The 16,786-nt window shown below is 61.1% G+C and carries 12 protein-coding genes; 6 read left to right on the top strand and 6 right to left on the bottom strand.

The genetic code is table 11. The features are described 5' to 3' along the window. Positions 1 to 126: 126 nt before the first annotated feature. Positions 127 to 1,731, top strand: a complete 1,605-nt coding sequence (locus tag EOE18_RS05860; protein WP_127707159.1) for a lysine--tRNA ligase — start codon at positions 127 to 129, stop codon at positions 1,729 to 1,731. A 16-nt stretch (positions 1,732 to 1,747) separates the two neighbouring features. After that, entirely contained in the window at positions 1,748 to 2,275 is a 528-nt protein-coding gene (locus tag EOE18_RS05855) for a DUF1003 domain-containing protein (RefSeq protein WP_127707157.1), read from the top strand. Here the strand turns inward: EOE18_RS05855 and EOE18_RS05850 are convergent. The 3 genes from EOE18_RS05850 to ettA all read right to left on the bottom strand — a co-directional run bounded on the left by EOE18_RS05850 (position 2,272) and on the right by ettA (position 5,850). Further along, positions 2,272 to 2,970 carry a prolyl hydroxylase family protein gene (locus EOE18_RS05850; protein WP_246027281.1) on the bottom strand — a complete coding sequence of 233 codons (699 nt, stop codon included), beginning with the start codon at positions 2,968 to 2,970 and terminating at the stop codon, positions 2,272 to 2,274. The genes EOE18_RS05855 and EOE18_RS05850 overlap by 4 nt on opposite strands. A gap of 106 nt (positions 2,971 to 3,076) precedes the next feature. Beyond that, positions 3,077 to 3,997, bottom strand: coding sequence for an RcnB family protein (locus EOE18_RS05845; RefSeq protein ID WP_127707155.1), 921 nt, complete (start codon positions 3,995 to 3,997; stop codon positions 3,077 to 3,079). A gap of 173 nt (positions 3,998 to 4,170) precedes the next feature. Continuing rightward, the gene (gene ettA, locus EOE18_RS05840; RefSeq protein ID WP_127707153.1) at positions 4,171 to 5,850 is read right to left on the bottom strand and encodes an energy-dependent translational throttle protein EttA; all 1,680 of its coding nucleotides are present in this window, start codon (positions 5,848 to 5,850) and stop codon (positions 4,171 to 4,173) included. A gap of 209 nt (positions 5,851 to 6,059) precedes the next feature. Here ettA and EOE18_RS05835 point away from each other — a divergent pair, with 209 nt between their 5' ends. Beyond that, positions 6,060 to 7,397 carry a M28 family peptidase gene (locus tag EOE18_RS05835; protein WP_127707151.1) on the top strand — a complete coding sequence of 446 codons (1,338 nt, stop codon included), beginning with the start codon at positions 6,060 to 6,062 and terminating at the stop codon, positions 7,395 to 7,397. Here EOE18_RS05835 and EOE18_RS05830 read toward each other — a convergent pair. Beyond that, positions 7,394 to 8,455 (bottom strand): hypothetical protein, encoded by a 1,062-nt coding sequence (locus EOE18_RS05830; RefSeq protein ID WP_127707149.1) that lies wholly within the window; start codon positions 8,453 to 8,455, stop codon positions 7,394 to 7,396. The two genes, EOE18_RS05835 and EOE18_RS05830, sit on opposite strands and share 4 nt — an antisense overlap. A gap of 198 nt (positions 8,456 to 8,653) precedes the next feature. Between EOE18_RS05830 and EOE18_RS05825 the strand changes: the two genes are divergently transcribed. After that, complete coding sequence (locus EOE18_RS05825; protein ID WP_127707147.1) at positions 8,654 to 10,204, top strand: methyl-accepting chemotaxis protein; 1,551 nt, start codon at positions 8,654 to 8,656, stop codon at positions 10,202 to 10,204. Between the two features lie 3 nt (positions 10,205 to 10,207). Here EOE18_RS05825 and EOE18_RS05820 read toward each other — a convergent pair whose 3' ends face one another. Then, complete coding sequence (locus tag EOE18_RS05820) at positions 10,208 to 10,747, bottom strand: GNAT family N-acetyltransferase (RefSeq protein WP_127707145.1); 540 nt, start codon at positions 10,745 to 10,747, stop codon at positions 10,208 to 10,210. 2 nt (positions 10,748 to 10,749) lie between these two features. Further along, positions 10,750 to 11,703 (bottom strand): asparaginase, encoded by a 954-nt coding sequence (locus EOE18_RS05815; protein WP_127707143.1) that lies wholly within the window; start codon positions 11,701 to 11,703, stop codon positions 10,750 to 10,752. Positions 11,704 to 11,849: 146 nt separating this feature from the next. Here EOE18_RS05815 and EOE18_RS05810 point away from each other — a divergent pair, with 146 nt between their 5' ends. Beyond that, positions 11,850 to 13,766 (top strand): CocE/NonD family hydrolase, encoded by a 1,917-nt coding sequence (locus EOE18_RS05810; RefSeq protein WP_127707141.1) that lies wholly within the window; start codon positions 11,850 to 11,852, stop codon positions 13,764 to 13,766. A 230-nt stretch (positions 13,767 to 13,996) separates the two neighbouring features. Continuing rightward, a complete protein-coding gene (locus EOE18_RS05805; protein WP_220445973.1) occupies positions 13,997 to 16,777 on the top strand; it encodes a methyl-accepting chemotaxis protein in 2,781 nt (926 codons plus the stop codon). The last annotated feature ends 9 nt before the right edge of the window (positions 16,778 to 16,786 follow it).

Here is a 16,786-nt window from a genome sequence, read left to right as displayed (position 1 = left end):
GTAGGGGGATGATGCCCCATCGCCGCTGCTTCACGGTTAATGCTTTGCTAGGGAATGGCGCTAGGGAGCGGGTTTTTGGCCAATTCCAGCCTTGCCCTTTTGCGCGCCATGGGCAAAAGGCAGGGCATGACTGAAGAAGCACTCCTCGCCGCCGCCCAAGTGTCCAAAGCATGGCCTTTTGAAGAGGCCCGCAAGATCCTGAAGCGTTATCCCAACGGGAAACGCGGGGTAGATGGCGAACTGGTGCCGGTGCTGTTTGAAACCGGCTATGGCCCAAGCGGCCTGCCGCATATCGGCACGTTTCAGGAAGTTTTGCGCACGACCTTGGTCCGCCGCGCCTATGAGGTGCTGACTGGTGGGCACCCCACGCGCCTGGTCGCTTTCTCCGACGATATGGATGGCCTTCGCAAGGTTCCCGACAATGTGGAGAACAAGGAAGTTCTGGCCGCCAATCTGGGCAAGCCCTTGAGCCGCATTCCCGATCCTTTCGGCACGCATGAAAGCTTTGCGCATCATAACAATGCGATGCTCTGCGCCTTCCTTGACCAGTTTGGCTTTGATTACGAATTTGTTTCCGCCAGCGACCGTTACAACAGCGGCGCGTTTGACGATGCGCTGCGCGGGGTTTTGCGCGCCTATGACAAGATCATGGGCATCATGCTGCCCACCCTGCGCGAGGAGCGTCGCAAGACCTATTCGCCCATCCTGCCCGTCAGCCCCAAGAGCGGCATCGTGCTGCAGGTTCCCATCGAAGTGGTGGATGCCGAAACCGGCATGATCCGCTTTGAAGATGAAGGCGAAGTGATCGAACAGAGCGTGTTCGGTGGCTGGTCCAAGCTGCAATGGAAGGTCGACTGGGCCATGCGCTGGGTGGCGCTGGGCGTCGATTACGAAATGTGCGGCAAGGATCTGACCGACTCGGTGACGCAGAGCGGCAAGATCGCCCGCGTTTTGGGTGGGGCCAAGCCGGAAGGGCTGATCTACGAGCTGTTCCTCGACGAAAAGGGCGAGAAGATCAGCAAGTCCAAGGGCAATGGCCTGACCATCGAACAATGGCTGACCTATGGCTCGGACGAGAGCCTTGCCTTCTATCTTTTCCGCGACCCCAAGAGCGCCAAGAGCCTGCACCCCGGCATCATCGGTCGCGCGGTGGACGAATATTGGCAGTTCCGCGAAAAGCTGGCCACCCAGCCGATTGAACAGCAATTGGGCAATCCGGTGTGGCATTTGCTGCGCGTGACGGGGGATGGCACGGGCGCGGGTGACAGCCTGCCGGTCAGCTTTGGCCTGTTGCTCAATCTGGTGGGTGTGATGGGCGCTGGCGCCACGCGCGAACAGGTTTGGTCCTATCTGGGCAATTATGTGCCCGATGCCAATCCGGAGGCGCATCCGGCGCTGGATGCGCTGGTGACGCGGGCCTTGGCCTATAATGCCGATTTCATCGCCCCCACGCTGCAACGTCGCAAGCCTGAGGGCGGCGAAGTGGCGGCTCTGGCCGCGCTGGATGCGGTATTGGCGGAAACGGCCGAAGGCACGCCCGCAGAGGCTTTGCAAAATGCCGTCTATGAAATCGGCAAGAACCCCGATTACGCGTTTGAAAGCCTGCGTGATTGGTTCAAGGCTCTGTATGAAACGCTGCTGGGCAGCTCGGCAGGGCCGCGCATGGGTTCGTTTATCGCGCTCTATGGCGTGGCCAACACCCGCAAGCTGATTGCGGAAGCCTTGGCCTAAGGAAAGGAATTCGGGCGTGAAGCATCCTTACTCCACGCCCGAGGCGGTGGCTCAGCATTTGCTGGGCCGCCCCTTTTCCGATCTGGACGAGGATGAGCAGCACGTCCTGCGCCATGTGGTTTCGCGCCATGTGGAATTGCAGGATGACGAAAGGCTGGCCATCCATGCCAGCTATGGCGACCGGCTGGCCGACCGAGTGGCGGCGGTAGGGGGCAGCTGGGGCTTTATCATCAGCTTTATGCTGGTGCTGGTGCTGTGGGCCTTGCTCAACAATGACCATGTTGCGGCCTTGCTGGGCATCAAGGCTTGGGATTCCTATCCCTTCATTTTCCTCAACTTAATGCTGTCCATGCTGGCCGCGATTCAGGCGCCAGTGATCATGATGAGCCAGAACCGGCAATCGATCAAAGACCGCATATACAACCGCCACGATTACGAGGTGAACCTGCGCACCACGATCGAAATTCTGAAACTGCATCAGAAGATTGATCGATTGACGCAGGATGTCGCGGCGATGAGGCAAGGTGGCACAACGCCGGACTAATACCCCCAACGCCGGCTGCGATACCATTTGGTGATCACATATTTCACGCCCCGCTCCACCGGCTTGGCGGCATGCATGGTGTAGGTGTTGGGCGTGCCATTGGCATGGGCATTGTTCCATGCCAGCAACATGCCCTGACGCGGGGTAACGCTGACCCCGACATGCGGGAATTCGGTGATGCCGCCCGCCTCCACATCGTTGAGATAGATCATCGCGGTCCAGCTGCGTTGCCCGCCCATTTTCGCTTCGGTGCGGAACAGGTCGGATTGCGGGGGGAACCAGTCGCAATGGCCCTGATATTCCTGCCCCGGCTGATAACGCTGCCCCTGCACCGTTTCGCCAAAGCTGGAATCGATTCCCAGCAGATCATCGATCCGCCGCTCAATCATGCCGACAAAGGGATCGTTACGGTCAACATCGCCCGAATAGCTGGTGCGAAAGCGCGAGACCTTGTCTTTATCGAACACGCTGGACGGCACGGCGGTCATATCCACCAGATCGATAAAGCGCAGGCATTCGGCGGGGGTGAGGAATTCCTGTACCACGAAAATGTCGATCTGTTCGACCGGTACGCGATAGACGCTGGGGTCTGCATCCAGCCTCTCGCATACTTGGGCCCCGATCTCGGCCAGAGCGGCGCGGTCAGGCGCAGGGTCGGCCTTGGAAGAACGCGAAGAGGACATCGAACGGCTCACTCAGGATGGAGCCTGCTATCTAGCCTTGCCCCCGCCGTTTTGGCCAGAGGCATGCCCAAGAAATCCACCCCTGCGGCAGGACAGCAACAGGGGTGGGGAAAGGTGATTACCAGAAGAAATCGTAGAGAATATCCACCACCTCGCCGGTGTAGCCATCCACCAGCAGCGCGTCATCATAATAGCGCACCCAGTGATAGGGCTCATAGGCCGCAGGCAGGTGATAGGTCCAAGGATCATAGATCCGGTAGCTCTGGCTGTAGAACAAAGGCTGCAGCAGGAAACCTACGCTGAGGCGGCGATAGGCATAGCCGTTGTAGGGCGGGTAATAACGCCCGACATGGAAGGCCATGCGGTTGCTGCTGCGATAGGCTTGCCAGTTATAGCGATTGTCGCGGCGCCAATCATGTGTCCAACGGTTGTAATTTTGGCGTGGAGCCACGCGCACCGGCTCCCGTCGATCGTTCCACCCGCGATTGCCGTTCCAGTTGGGCGTACCGCCCCAACCGGGCGTGCCGCGCCAGCTTTCATTGCGGCCGCGATCATCGGCGCGGCGCTCTTCTCCGCGCCAGCCATCGTTGCGCGAACCGTCATTGCGGGGGGCGTCGTTGCGCCAGCCCTCATGACGGGGGGCTGCGTTTGGCTGGGCGTTCTGGCGGGGGGCGTCATTGCCACGGTTGCCCATTTGCCAGCCTTGAACCGGCGCGGGGGCGCTGGGCGCGGCCATGCTGGGCGCTGGACGGAAACCGTCATTGCCGCGCGGGGCAGGGGCAGCCGATGGGGGCGAGGGGCGCGATGCCGCTGAAGAGCTGCCAAAGTAGCGCGAGGGGGATGGCATTTGACCACCGCCACGGTTCTCAAAAGTGCCACCCTGTCCACCACTGGGCCTTTCACCACCGCCACGCGGTCCGCGATATTCCCCGCCGCGATCTTCCGGCGCGGCCATGGCGGGCACAACCAATCCCTGTGCCAGCACGGCCAGCGAGGCCAAGCCGATCACGGCGCGTATGCTTTTGAAATTCTTGACCATATCCAGCCTCCCGTGCCGGAGTGGGCGGTTCCTGTCGCACAGACCACCCCTCGCCTCAGCAGGCTTTGATGTCTACGACAGGATGCCTGTCGCCATGCTGAACCGTGCAAAGAAAAACCCCGCCGCCTTGCGATGAAGGCAGCGGGGTTCCGCAATCAGCGTTCCGCCAAAATTTAGCGCGTCAGCTTCTTGTAAGCCAGCGCGGTCGGGCGGTCGGCAGCATCGCCCAGACGGCGGCGCTTGTCTTCTTCATAGGCTTCGAAATTGCCTTCGAACCATTCCACATGGCTGTTGCCTTCAAAGGCAAGGATGTGGGTGGCCAGACGGTCAAGGAAGAAGCGGTCGTGGCTGATGACCACGGCGCAGCCGGCGAAGTTTTCGATGGCTTCTTCCAGAGCGGCCAGCGTTTCCACGTCAAGGTCGTTGGTCGGTTCGTCGAGCAGCAGCACGTTGCCGCCGCGCTTCAGCATCTTGGCGATGTTCACGCGGTTGCGTTCACCGCCCGACAGCTTGCCGACGTTCTTCTGCTGGTCCTGACCCTTGAAGTTGAAGGCGCCGACATAGGCGCGCGTCGAGGTGTCGTGGCCATTGACCTTCATGTAATCCAGCCCGTCGGAAATTTCTTCCCACACGTTCTTGCTGGGGTCCAGATGGTCGCGGCTCTGGTCCACATAGCCCAGACGCACGGTGGAGCCGATTTCGATCGTGCCTTCATCGGGCTGTTCTTCGCCGGTGATCAGCTTGAACAGGGTCGACTTACCCGCGCCGTTCGGACCGATCACGCCCACAATGCCGCCCGGCGGCAGGATGAAGGACAGGTCTTCAAACAGCAACTTGTCGCCAAACGCCTTGGTCAGACCCTTGGCCTCGATCACCTTGCCGCCCAGACGTTCGGGCACCTGAATGACGATCTGCGCCTTGCCGGGGCTGCGGTTTTCCTGAGCCGAAACCAGCTCTTCAAACTTCTTGATACGCGCCTTGGACTTGGTCTGGCGGCCCTTCGTGCCTGCACGGATCCATTCCAATTCGTCGTTGATCGCCTTCTGGCGGCCGGTGGCCTCGCGGTCTTCCTGCGCCAGACGCTGGGCCTTCTTTTCCAGATAGGTGGAATAGTTGCCTTCGTAGGGGAAATATTTCCCGCGGTCGAGTTCGAGGATCCAGCCCACCACATTGTCAAGGAAGTAGCGGTCGTGGGTGATCATCAGCACCGCACCGTGATATTCCTTGAGGTGATGTTCCAGCCAGCGCACGCTCTCGGCGTCAAGGTGGTTGGTCGGTTCGTCGAGCAGCAGAATGTCGGGCTTCTGGATCAGCAGACGTGTCAGCGCGATGCGGCGCTTTTCACCGCCCGACAGGCTTTCCACCGCCCAGTCGCTGGGCGGGCAGCGCAGGGCTTCCATGGCGATTTCCAGCTGGTTGTCCAGCGTCCAACCGTCCACGGCGTCGATCTTGCCCTGCAGATCGCCCATTTCCTCCATCAGCGCGTCAAAATCGCAATCCTCTGGCGGATCGGCCATGATGTTGCTGATTTCGTTGAAGCGATCGACCAGATCGGCAGTGGCGCGTGCGCCATCCTTCACGTTTTCCAGCACGCTCTTGGTCGGGTCCAGCTGGGGCTCCTGCTCCAGATAGCCCACCGTGATGTGCTCACCTGGCCATGCCTCGCCGGTGAAATCCTTGTCGATGCCAGCCATGATCTTGATCAGCGTCGACTTACCCGCACCGTTGGGGCCGACGATACCGATCTTGGCGCCCTGATAGAATTGCAGGTTGATGTTGCTCAACACCGGCTTTTGCGCGCCGGGGAAGGTTTTGGTCATGTCCTTCATCACGAAGGCGTATTGGGCGGCCACGGATCGGTCTCCGAACTATGAGAAAAATGATCTGGTAAATTGGAGCGAGGCTCTACAGGCTGGGCATGGATTTGCCAAGTGATGCTTCGCATGTTGGCCGGTGGCGCACGCGTTTTACGCGTCTGGCAGCGGTGCGTTCCGCACAAGGCTGCTTACATGGGTGTAGGCAAGGGTTGATAGGCGGGCGATCCGCCGATAGCATCGCGCCCATGAACAAATTTCGAAAAATTCTGGCCCTTTCGGCCAGCCTCGCCGCTTCTGCCTCCCTTCACGCCGCGCCGGTGCCCGCCGATGCCTATTCCATCGTGGCGGATCTGACCACCGAAGTGGGCCAGCGCCTTGCCGGAACCGACCGCGAGGCTGCCGCCCGCGACTGGGCGGTGGCGCGTTTGAAGGCTCTGGGCTTTGCCAAGGTTCATGTCGAAACCTTCCCCATCCCCGGTTGGGAACGCGGCGAGGAAAAGGCGATGATCACCGCGCCGGTCCCGCAAAAGCTGGCCGTCACGGCGCTGGGCCATTCGGGCGCCACGCCTGCGGGCGGGGTCAGCGGGGAACTGGTCTATTTCCCGACGCTGGACGCGCTAAAGTCCGCGCCCGATGGCAGCCTGAAGGGCAAGATCGCCTTTGTCGACCATGCGTTCAAACCGGCGCAGGATGGCGCGGGCTATGGTCCCTTTGGCCAGCCCCGCCGCATCGGGCCGATCATCGCCGCGCAAAAGGGAGCCGCCGCGCTGCTGATCCGATCTGCGGGCACCGACCATACGCGCGATCCGCATACAGGCGTGACCAATGCGCCCAAGGATGGCGCGCCGCTGCCCGCAGGGGCGGTGTCGGGCACGGATGCCGATCTGGTGGCGCGTCTGGCGGCCAAGGGGCAGGTGATGCGCGTGGCGGTGACGCTGACGCCGCGTTTCACCGGCACGGTAACTTCGGGCAATGTGATCGCGGATCTGCCCGGTAAAGACCCCAGCCTTGCTCCCATTCTGGTGGGTTGCCATCTGGACAGTTGGGATCTGGGCACGGGCGCGATTGATGATGCCTCGGGTTGCGCCATTGTCACCGCCGCCGCTTTGCAGGCCAGCAAGGATGGTCAATTGGCCCGCAGCATCCGCGTGCTCTGGGCGGGCAGCGAGGAGATCGGCGGCTTTGGCGGGCAGGATTATGCCAAGGTCCATGCCAAGGAGCCCCATGCCTTGGTGATGGAATCGGATTCCGGTGCGGATCGGGTCTATGCCACGGAAATGGCCTTTGCCCCTGCGGACAAGGTTCTGGCCGATAAATTGGCGGCGGCGCTGGCACAGATGGGCATTACGCAGAGCCTAGGCCATCCCGAAGGCGGGGAAGATGTCGGCTATACGGCCGTGTCGCAGAAGACGGCGGTGATCGATCTGAAGCAGGATGCTACCCGCTATTTCGACTGGCACCATACGCCCAGTGATACGCTGGAGCGGATTGATCCGGTGCAGTTGCAACAGAATGTCGATGCCTGGGCCTTGGTTCTCAAAATCCTTGGCAATGAAACCAAGGCGATAACCAAGCTGCCTTAAGTCATAGGCGCGGGGGGAATGGCGGCCAGCTGCTCCCCCCGCATCGCGCCATAAAGCTGGGTCAGCGCGCGGGGGATCAGCGCATAACCGGCAAAATACCAGGGCAACATGATCGCCCCCCAATAAAACGTGTCGGCTCGGGAAAAGAGCGCGATCATCAACGCATAGCCGCCCACTGCCGTGATGGCGAAAAGCCCGTCACGTCCCGACAAAGCCAGCCATCCCACCATCGGCAGCATCGCACCCAACAAGGCCCAGCCCAAGGGCAAGCGCTGCAAGGGGCTGGTGAAGATGATGGCTTTCAGGAAACCCGAAAAGCCCTGCATCGCCTTCCAGCCCACGCTGACCAGATCATCGGGCCGCACCACCGCTGTCACTTCTGAAGCGTGCCAAGCCATAAAGCCCACCCATGCCGCCAACAACACGCCCCATGCCGCGCTCTCGGCCCAGCGCTTGTTCCAGATCGCATAGGTGGTGCAGAGCAGAACCATCGGCAACGCAAGCTCGCGGATGAACAGGCCAAAGCCCAGCACTGGCACCGTATACCACCACTGGCGCGGCCAAGCGATCACGCCCGCCATGGCCACCGTGATGCACAGGCCCGCTGGATATTCCTGCAAAGCCATCAACCAGTCGGAGGATACCGAAGACCCCGCCGCTGCCACGCCCGCGCCCATGGCAATCCGCTCCAGCCAATTCAGGCGGTTTTCATAGGCAATCGCCCATGTGAAAATCGAGGCGACCAACAGGACGATGCAGATTTTCTGGAAACCCTTCCAACCGATATGCGCGGTGATCACCATTTCGGTCGGCGGGCGCATGGTGATGAAGGGCTTCAACGGATAGTGATGCGCGCGGTGCAATTCTGCCGCTGCCAGATGATAGGGCCGCCCCTTGGCCACTTCGCTGGAAATATCGTGATACAGCCGCCCGTCGGTATAGCCGCCCTTCTTGGCGGTCTTGATCGGCGGCGGTGTGGCGGTCAGGCACCAAGCCGACAGGGCAACCAGCAAAAGCGCGAAAAGCATCGCAAGCGGACGGGGGAGACGGTTCAGCACGCGCGCTCTTTTGGCCAAAGCGCGCCGTGATGCAAGGGGCATTAAAGCGCAGGTTAACTACGTGCTGATGCGGATTTGGCGCTAAGTCTGCTTTTGAACCTGCCGCGCTATGCCTTGCGCGGAAACCCTCTTTGTGCCCGGCCTTCAGGTTGTGTGGGCAAAGGGCGGCAAGCAATAGATAAAAGGGAAAGTGGCGCAATGGCGGTGCAAACCGGCAGTATCCAGCAAAAGCTTGTTCTATGCCTTGGCGCGTTGGCAGCGGTCAGCGTGGTGCAGGTCTCGGCGGCTTCTTTCCTGCAATACAGCCTTTACAATACGAACCAGCAATTGCGCGAGGCGCTGAAAAGCGGCGGCGCGGCGGCGCAGGCCAGTGGGGCGGTGGAATCCTCGGACTGGTTGATCGGGGTGGCCTTGGGCACCACGGCGCTGACCATTGTGGTGGGCGCGGCGACCTTGCTATGGGCGGGGATGTTTGTGTGGAAAGCGGTGGTGCAGCCGCTGGTGGACCTGTCCTCTACCTTGCGCGCCATGGCCGATGGTGATTACCGACTGGACCGTGTGGGTGATCCCCATGGCGACGAGGTGGAGCAAATGTATGCCGCCGCCGCCGTGTTCCGCGATACGGCCTTGGCCAAACAGGCATCGGACAAGGCGCAGCAGGATGTGGTGACCGCGCTGACCGAAGGGCTGGACCGACTGGCGGGGCAGGATCTGGATTACCGCATCGACCGCGCTTTCCCGCAGGAATATGAAGCCTTGCGGGTGAATTTCAACAAGGCGGTGGTGTCTTTGGCCCGTGCCATCGGCACGGTGCGTGTGGGTGCTGGCCGCGTGATGGCCGCGATTCAGGAAATCGGCAATGCCTCGGACGATCTGGCCGAGCGCAACACGCAGCAGGCCGCCACGCTGGAGGAAACGGCCGCCGCCATGAGTCAAGTGACCGTGGGGGTCAAGGAAACCGCCACCCGCGCCGCCGAAGTGCATCAATCGGTCAGCGAAACCCATCGGCAGGCCACAGAAGGCGGGCGCGTGGTGACGCAGGCCATCGAGGCGATGAGCGGGATCGAGGAAGGCGCCAACGAGATTGGCAAGATTGTGGGCCTGATTGATGGCATTGCCTTCCAGACCAATTTGCTCGCCCTGAACGCGGGTGTGGAAGCGGCCCGTGCGGGCGAGGCGGGCAAGGGCTTTGCCGTGGTGGCCAGCGAAGTGCGCGCGCTGGCCGGACGCAGCGCGGATGCGGCCAAGAATATCAAGGAATTGATCGCGGAAAGTTCCGACAAGGTGGCAGGCGGCGTGGCGCTTGTGCGCGAGACGGGCGATCTGCTGGGCAAAATCATGGGGCAGGTGGGCGAGATCAACGAGGTGGTGACCGAGATCACCGCCAGCGCCGAATTGCAGGCGCAGAACATTCAACAGGTCAACAATGCGGTGAACGAGCTGGACCGCGTGACCCAGCAGAACGCCGCCATGGTGCAGCAGACCAGCAGTTCCACCCGCGATCTGGCCAGCGAGGCCGAGCAATTGTCGGCGCTGGTGCGCAGCTTCCGCAACAGCGGCGAGGAAGGCTTGGCCCTGCCGCCGGTGTCGCGCACCAATCACGCGCCGATCAGCATTGCCCCCAGCCGTCCGATGAGTGCGCCGCGCCCCGTATCGGCGGTGCCGGTGGAGGCCAAGGCGCCAGCACCGGTCTCGGGCAATCTGGCGCTGTCCGCTGCGGCTGGCGGGGACGACTGGACCGATTTCTAGGCGTTACAGCACCTTGCCCATGCGCAGCAAAGGCACCTGCACCCCGTCGATCGGGGCGGACAACACGTCCTCGATCGGTTCATAGCCCATGGCGCGATAGAGCGGCACGCCCGCCATGGTGGCCATCATCTCGGTGCGCTTGAAACCGGCCTCGCGGGCGCAATCCTCGCAGATTTGCATCACGCGGCGGCCGATGCCCTGACGCACGAAATCGGGGTTGGTATACATGGCGCGGATGCGGGCGGCATCCTTGGCGGGGTCCAGCACTTCGGGCTCGCGCGCGACCACGCTGGCATCGCCGCCATAGAGCGTGGCGCGATAGGACCAGCCGCCGCAACCGGCGATCTGTCCATCGCGCAGCACCATCACATAGGTGCCATCCTTGATGAGCTGCGTATCCAGCCCCATCACGTGGCGGCTGGCCTGCACCTGTTCGGGGGTCAGGAAATCATGCTGCAATTGATCGATGGCGCGGGCCATCAGTTCGCGCAGGGCGGGCAGATCATCCATCGTGGCGAAGCGGTGGGTAAGGGTGGTGGTCATAGTCATTCCTGAACCAGAAGCGCGCCGCGCAGGGCGATCTGGGAGTTGATCGTTTCGGTCGAGACGCCCGCGCCCAGCAGGCAGGCCATCAGGATGCGGGTCTGGCTGGGGCCAAGCGCGCCAGCAAAGACTGCGCCCGCATCGGCAAGGCGCTGGCCTGTGGCATAATCGCCCGCCGTATCGCCCACAGGGCAGCGGCTGGCCACGGCGACCGGCAGGCCAGCGGCCACGGCGCGGGCGACAGCGGCGGCGACCGAAGGATTGCCATTGCCGCGACCCAGTGCGGCCAGCACCAGCCCCTTGGCCCCGGCGTCCAGCGCGGCTTCGATCAGCCAGCCATCCTCGCCGCCCGACAGGGTGATGATCGCTACGCCCGAGGCGGGGGTAACCGCTGGCAAAGGGGCATGGCGGGGCAGGGGCGGCGGGGCGATCACGCTTGCCCCGTCAAAACCGCCCGCTGCGCCAAAGCGCCAGCCAAAGCCGTCCAGCGCATGGGTGGAATGTTTGTAAACACTGGCTGCAGGGATCAGATGGCCCGCAAAACACACCAGCGCGCCATGGCCCGCCAGTTCGGGCGTTGCGGCGGACAGCAAGGCTTGCGCAAGGTTTTGCGGCGCATCGCTGCCCTCAGCGCTCATTGGCAGCATGGCGCCGGTGACGATCACGGGTTTGGTCAAAGGCAGGCTCAGATCGATCAGGAAGGCGGTTTCCTCCATCACATCGGTGCCATGGGCCACCACAATGCCGGTCACGCTATCATCGCCCAACGCGGCCAGAACAGCATCGCGCACCGCCGCCATATCGGCCAGCGTCATGTCTTCGGACAGGCCGGTATAGGCCTGAATGCGGCGCTCTATCCCTGCGCCTGCAAGGCCTGCGCTGCCACCGGCCAGTTTGCCGTCCGCATCGGGCGTGGAGGAGATGGTGCCACCGGCGTCGATCAATAGGATGCTCATGGTGGCGCTATCGCCCCATGATCACGCAGTGGCAAGAGGGCAGAAAGGCGTAAATCGGGCAGGCCTGATTTTGACAAAGACACTGGCAAAGGCGCGCGGCGCGATTACAACAAGCCATCCATTGATTCCAAGGGAGCGTAATTTTCATGCCCCGTTTCCCCCTGCTTGCCGCCACGGCCCTTACCGCGGCTCTGCTCGCCCAGCCGCTTTGCGCGCAAACTGCGCCCGTCACCCCGATGACCCCCGATGTGGTGGACAAATATGACGAGGTCCGCCCCGAGGCCGACTTCATCCGCCGCGAGATCATGGTGCCCATGCGCGACGGGACGAAGCTCTACACCGCCATCGTGATGAAAAAGGGCACGAAGAATGCGCCGATCCTGCTGTCGCGCACACCCTATAATGCCCATGGCGATGTGACCCGCACCAAGAGCCAGCGCCTGCGCGAGATCGTGCCCGCGATGGATGTGGAATTTGTCGAGGACGGATATATCCGCGTCTATCAGGACATTCGCGGGCTGCATCGCAGCGAGGGGCAGTTGGTGATGAACCGCCCCATCGTCGGCCCGCTCAACAACACCGGCATTGATGAATCGACCGATGCCTATGACACGATCGACTGGCTGGTGAAAAACCTGCCCGAGAGCAATGGCAAGGTGGGGATCATCGGCAGTTCCTATCTGGGCTTCACCTCGCTGGCCGCGATCATCAACCCGCATCCGGCTTTGAAAGCTGCAGTGCCGCAGAGCCCGATGGTCGATGGCTGGATGGGGGATGACTGGTTCCACTATGGCGCCTTCCGCCAGAACAGCTTTGACTATGCGCTGGGCCAGAGTACCGGCAAGGCGGACGCAGGCGCGGATATTCCGCGCGGGGCGGGCGATGATTACACCGCCTATCTGGAAGCGGGATCAGCGGGTGATTTCGCGCGCAAATGGGGCGTGGATCAGGTGCCCTTCGTGCGCAAGCTGATGGAGAACCCCGCCTATACTGATTTCTGGTCAGGGCAGGCGGTGGACAAATGGCTGGCCGAACGCCCGCTGACTGTGCCGACCATGCTGGTGGTTGGCCAATGGGATCAGGAGGATTCCTATGGCGCGCCAGCGGCCTATCGCGCGTTGGAGCCCAAGGACAAAGACAATACGATGGTGTCGCTGGTGATCGGGCCATGGCGGCATTCGGGGGTCAACCATTATGGCTATGATCTGGGGCCTTTGACCTTTGCGGGCGACACCGCGCGCGAGTTCCGCGTCAAATGGCTCAAGCCCTTTTTCGATCATCACCTGAAGGGCGCGGCCGATCCGCATACGCCGCCGGTGCTGACCTATGACACGGGGGCGCAGCGCTGGGATGTGTCGCCCAAATGGCCGATGGGCAAGCTGACCCCGCTCTATCTGGGCGAAAACTTCACCGCCAGCTTCAGCGCGCCCAAGCAGGCGGGGCATGATGATTATGTGTCCGATCCGGCCCATCCGGTGCCCTATGCCCCGCGCCCGACCAATATGGGCAATCGCGCGCAATGGACGACATGGCTGGTGACCGACCAGCGCTTTGCCGAAGGGCGTCCCGATGTTTTGACCTATCAAACTGCGCCTTTGGACAAGCCGGTGCATATCATGGGCGCGCCCAGCGTCGATCTGTTTGCCGCCACCAGCGGGACGGATAGCGACTGGGTGGTGAAGCTGATTGACGTGGCGCCCAATGATACGCCCGAAAATGGCAGTCAGGGTTCCAAGCCCGCCAACCCCGGTTTCCAGCTGCCCTTGGGCATCGAGATTTTCCGTGGCCGCTACGTCCATTCCTTTGCCAAGCCCGAGGCCTTGAAGCCGGGCAAGGTGGAGGAGTTCCGCTTTGATCTGCCCAATATCGACCATGTGGTGCTGCCCGGCCATCGGATCATGGTGCAGGTACAGTCCAGCCTGTTCCCGCTTTATGACCGCAACCCGCAAAGCTTCGTCCCCAATATTTTCAACGCCAAGCCTGCCGATTACAAAGTGGCCACCCAAAGCATCCAGCGCGGCGGGGGCAAACCCAGTGCGGTGTTGATCCCTATCGTGGAATAAAGCCGGTTAAACCCTATGGTTAATGCCGCTGTAGCCATCACGTTGCGGCGGCATAAACCGGCAAAGCATTGCATTGGCTGTGGTGCCATGGTTTGCGCAGGTCAAGCGCGCCTATCTGCGTGTTTACCTAAGCAGCCAAAACAGCACGCTAAGAGCTTGGCGGTTAACACTCACTCCCAATAGATGAGTCCGGCAAAGGGGATTGCGCCGGATTTCCACGGGAGTGAGAAATGACGGCTCTGCCTCCGCAATTCGATCTGGTTGGACAGGCTAGCGCGCTGCTGGCTGATGCTACATTGGTTATGACGTTCGACCGCAAGAGCGGCGCTTTGATGGAGGCTAATGGCGCGGCCACGCAATTGCTGGCGGCGGGCAAGGATGCCGAAGGGCACAGCCCCAGCTTTGACCGCATTTTCATGCATGCCGAGGCGGAATGGCTGAAAGCGCTGGTGGGCGAAGTGGTGCCTGTATCGGGCGGTTTGAACCAGCCCAATGGCACCTATCTGGGCATCAGCGGCGTGGCGGTTGCGGGAGAAGGACGCAGCGGGCCGGTCTATTTCATGGGCGTGACCACCTGCACGGGTGAGGGCGACATTCCCCTGCTGCTTCACCGGTTCGAGGCGATCAACAATGCGCTGGCCATTTGCCAATATTCGGCGGACGGGCGCGTGTTGGCGGGCAATGACCGCTTCTTTGATCTGGTCGGACACGAACGCGATGCTCTGGTGGGGCAGCAATTCACCGACTTGTGGCCTGCCCGAGAAAGGCCCGCCGATCCCGATGCCTATTGGCAGCGTTTCCGCCGTGGCGAGCATCACATGCTGGTTCGCAAGCACCGGAATGCATCGGGCAAGTTTAATTGGCTGCGCGAGGTTTTCGTTCCCACGATGGACGGAGATAACCTTGTTTCGGTCTTGTCCTATGCCTTTGACGTTACCGGTGAAAAGGAAGCTGCCGCCGACAGCCAGAGCCGCCTTTCCGCCATCGATCGCGCCTTTGCCCTGATCGAGTTCGATCTGGAAGGGCGCATTTTACACGCCAATGAAAATTTCCTGTCTCTCATGGGTTATACGCTCGATCATGTCCGCGGCGCCCATCATCGCATTTTCTGCGACAAGGATTATGTGTCCAGCCCCGCCTATCGCCAGTTCTGGAAAAAGCTGGGCAGCGGCGAGTTTGATCAGGGCGAGTATAAGCGCCTGACGCAAGACAAGCGTGAAGTGTGGATTCAGGCCAGCTATAATCCCATTCTGGATGCCGACGGCCAGCCTTATAAAATTCTCAAAGTGGCGATGGATGTTACCGAACAGCGCCGCCATGCGATGGAGGCCGATAGCAAACTGTCGGCGATTGATCGCAGCCAGGCCGTGGTGGAATTTGATCTCAATGGCACGGTGCTTTGCGCCAACGATAATTTCCTGTCCGCTGTGGGATATGATCGGTCGGAAGTCGTGGGCAAGTCACACTCGATGTTCTGCGATGCGGGCTATGCGGCATCGGCGGAATATACCGAATTCTGGCACAAGCTATCGCGCGGGGAATATTATTCCGGTATTTTCCGCCGCAAGGGCAAGGGCGGTCGCGATGTCTGGATCCGTGCCACCTATAATCCGGTGCTGGATCTGGAAGGTAAGCCGATCAAGATTGTCAAATTCGCGCATGACATCTCCGAAAGCCATGAACGCAATCTGGAGCAGCAAAGCAAGATTTCGGCGATTAACCGTAGCCAGGCGGTGGTCGAGTTTGATGTGCAGGGCAACATTATTTTTGCCAACGAGAATTTCCTGAATCTCACTGGCTATCGCTGGGATGAAATGCAGGGTCGCAGTCACAAATTTTTCTGCGACAAGGAATATATCAACTCCGACGCCCATAATATCCTGTGGGAGCGTTTGGTGCGGGGTGAACATATTTCCAGCGAATTCAAGCGCATGAAAAAAGGCGGTGAGGAGTTTTGGGTGCAGGCCACCTACAACCCCCTGCTTGGTGCGGATGGTACACCGGTCAAGATCAGCATGATCGCGGTTGATATCACGCAGGAAAAGCTGAAGGCGTCTGAATATGAGGCCAAGGTCAATGCGATTGGCCGCGCCTTGGCGGTCATTGAATTTGACATGGATGGCAATGTGCTGTCGGCCAACGAGAATTTCCTGCGCGCCATGGGCTATTCCTTGCGCGAACTGGTGGGGCAGCATCATTCGATGTTCTGTTCGCCCGATTATATCCGCACCAGCGAATATGCCGATTTCTGGCTCAAGCTGAACCGTGGCGAGCAGCATTCGGGCCGGTTCCACCGCGTGGGCAAATATGACCGCGATGTGTGGATTCAGGCGACCTATAATCCCATCTTCAACCTTCAGGGCGAGCCGGTCCGCATCATCAAATATGCTTTCGACATCACCGATCAGGTGAAGATGGAGCGCGAGATCAGCGCAAGGGCGCATGATCTGGATAGTCTGGTGGAACGCCTGTCGAGTTCGATCACATCGATCAACGATGCGACCCAATCGGCTGGCGGCCTGTCGCAAGACACGCGCCTGAGCGCCGAGACAGGGCGCGAGGCTTTGGGCAAGGCGATCGAGGCGATTGAACTGATCCAGACCTCGGCGGCGGGCATTGCCGAAATGGTGGGCATCATCAGCGAGATCGCGGGGCAGACCAACTTGCTGGCCTTCAACGCCGAAATCGAGGCCGCGCGTGCGGGCGAACATGGTGTGGGCTTTAGCGTGGTGGCGGGCGAGGTGCGCAAACTGGCGGAGCGTTCCTCCACCGCCGCGCGCGATATCAGCCGATTGATCGAACAATCGATCAGCCGCATCGGGCAGGGCACTGAAAGGTCGCATGATGCCAGCAACGCCTTTGTCGGCATTGTGGATTCGGTCAACAAAACCGCGCGGGCGATCGAGGATATTACCGAGAGTGCCAAGGCGCAGGATGCTGTCTCGGCCGAGGTGGTGACCTTAATCCACCGGCTGTCCGATGTAACCGGCGGCACGAAACACGCGCATTAAAGGGTAGGG

Source organism: Novosphingobium umbonatum (assembly GCF_004005905.1).
GTDB classification, from domain to species: Bacteria; Pseudomonadota; Alphaproteobacteria; order Sphingomonadales; family Sphingomonadaceae; genus Novosphingobium; species Novosphingobium umbonatum.
The sequence above is the reverse complement of the archived record's forward strand: the minus strand, read 5'-3'. Positions and strand labels throughout refer to the sequence as shown.

Coding starts and splice junctions, on each gene's coding strand:
- EOE18_RS05815 (WP_127707143.1), bottom strand. CDS start 11,703: ATGAGCATCCTATTGATCGACGCCGGTGGCACCATCTCCTCCACGCCC.
- EOE18_RS05810 (WP_127707141.1), top strand. CDS start 11,850: ATGCCCCGTTTCCCCCTGCTTGCCGCCACGGCCCTTACCGCGGCTCTG.
- EOE18_RS05805 (WP_220445973.1), top strand. CDS start 13,997: ATGACGGCTCTGCCTCCGCAATTCGATCTGGTTGGACAGGCTAGCGCG.
- EOE18_RS05860 (WP_127707159.1), top strand. CDS start 127: ATGACTGAAGAAGCACTCCTCGCCGCCGCCCAAGTGTCCAAAGCATGG.
- EOE18_RS05835 (WP_127707151.1), top strand. CDS start 6,060: ATGAACAAATTTCGAAAAATTCTGGCCCTTTCGGCCAGCCTCGCCGCT.
- EOE18_RS05845 (WP_127707155.1), bottom strand. CDS start 3,997: ATGGTCAAGAATTTCAAAAGCATACGCGCCGTGATCGGCTTGGCCTCG.
- EOE18_RS05825 (WP_127707147.1), top strand. CDS start 8,654: ATGGCGGTGCAAACCGGCAGTATCCAGCAAAAGCTTGTTCTATGCCTT.
- EOE18_RS05820 (WP_127707145.1), bottom strand. CDS start 10,747: ATGACCACCACCCTTACCCACCGCTTCGCCACGATGGATGATCTGCCC.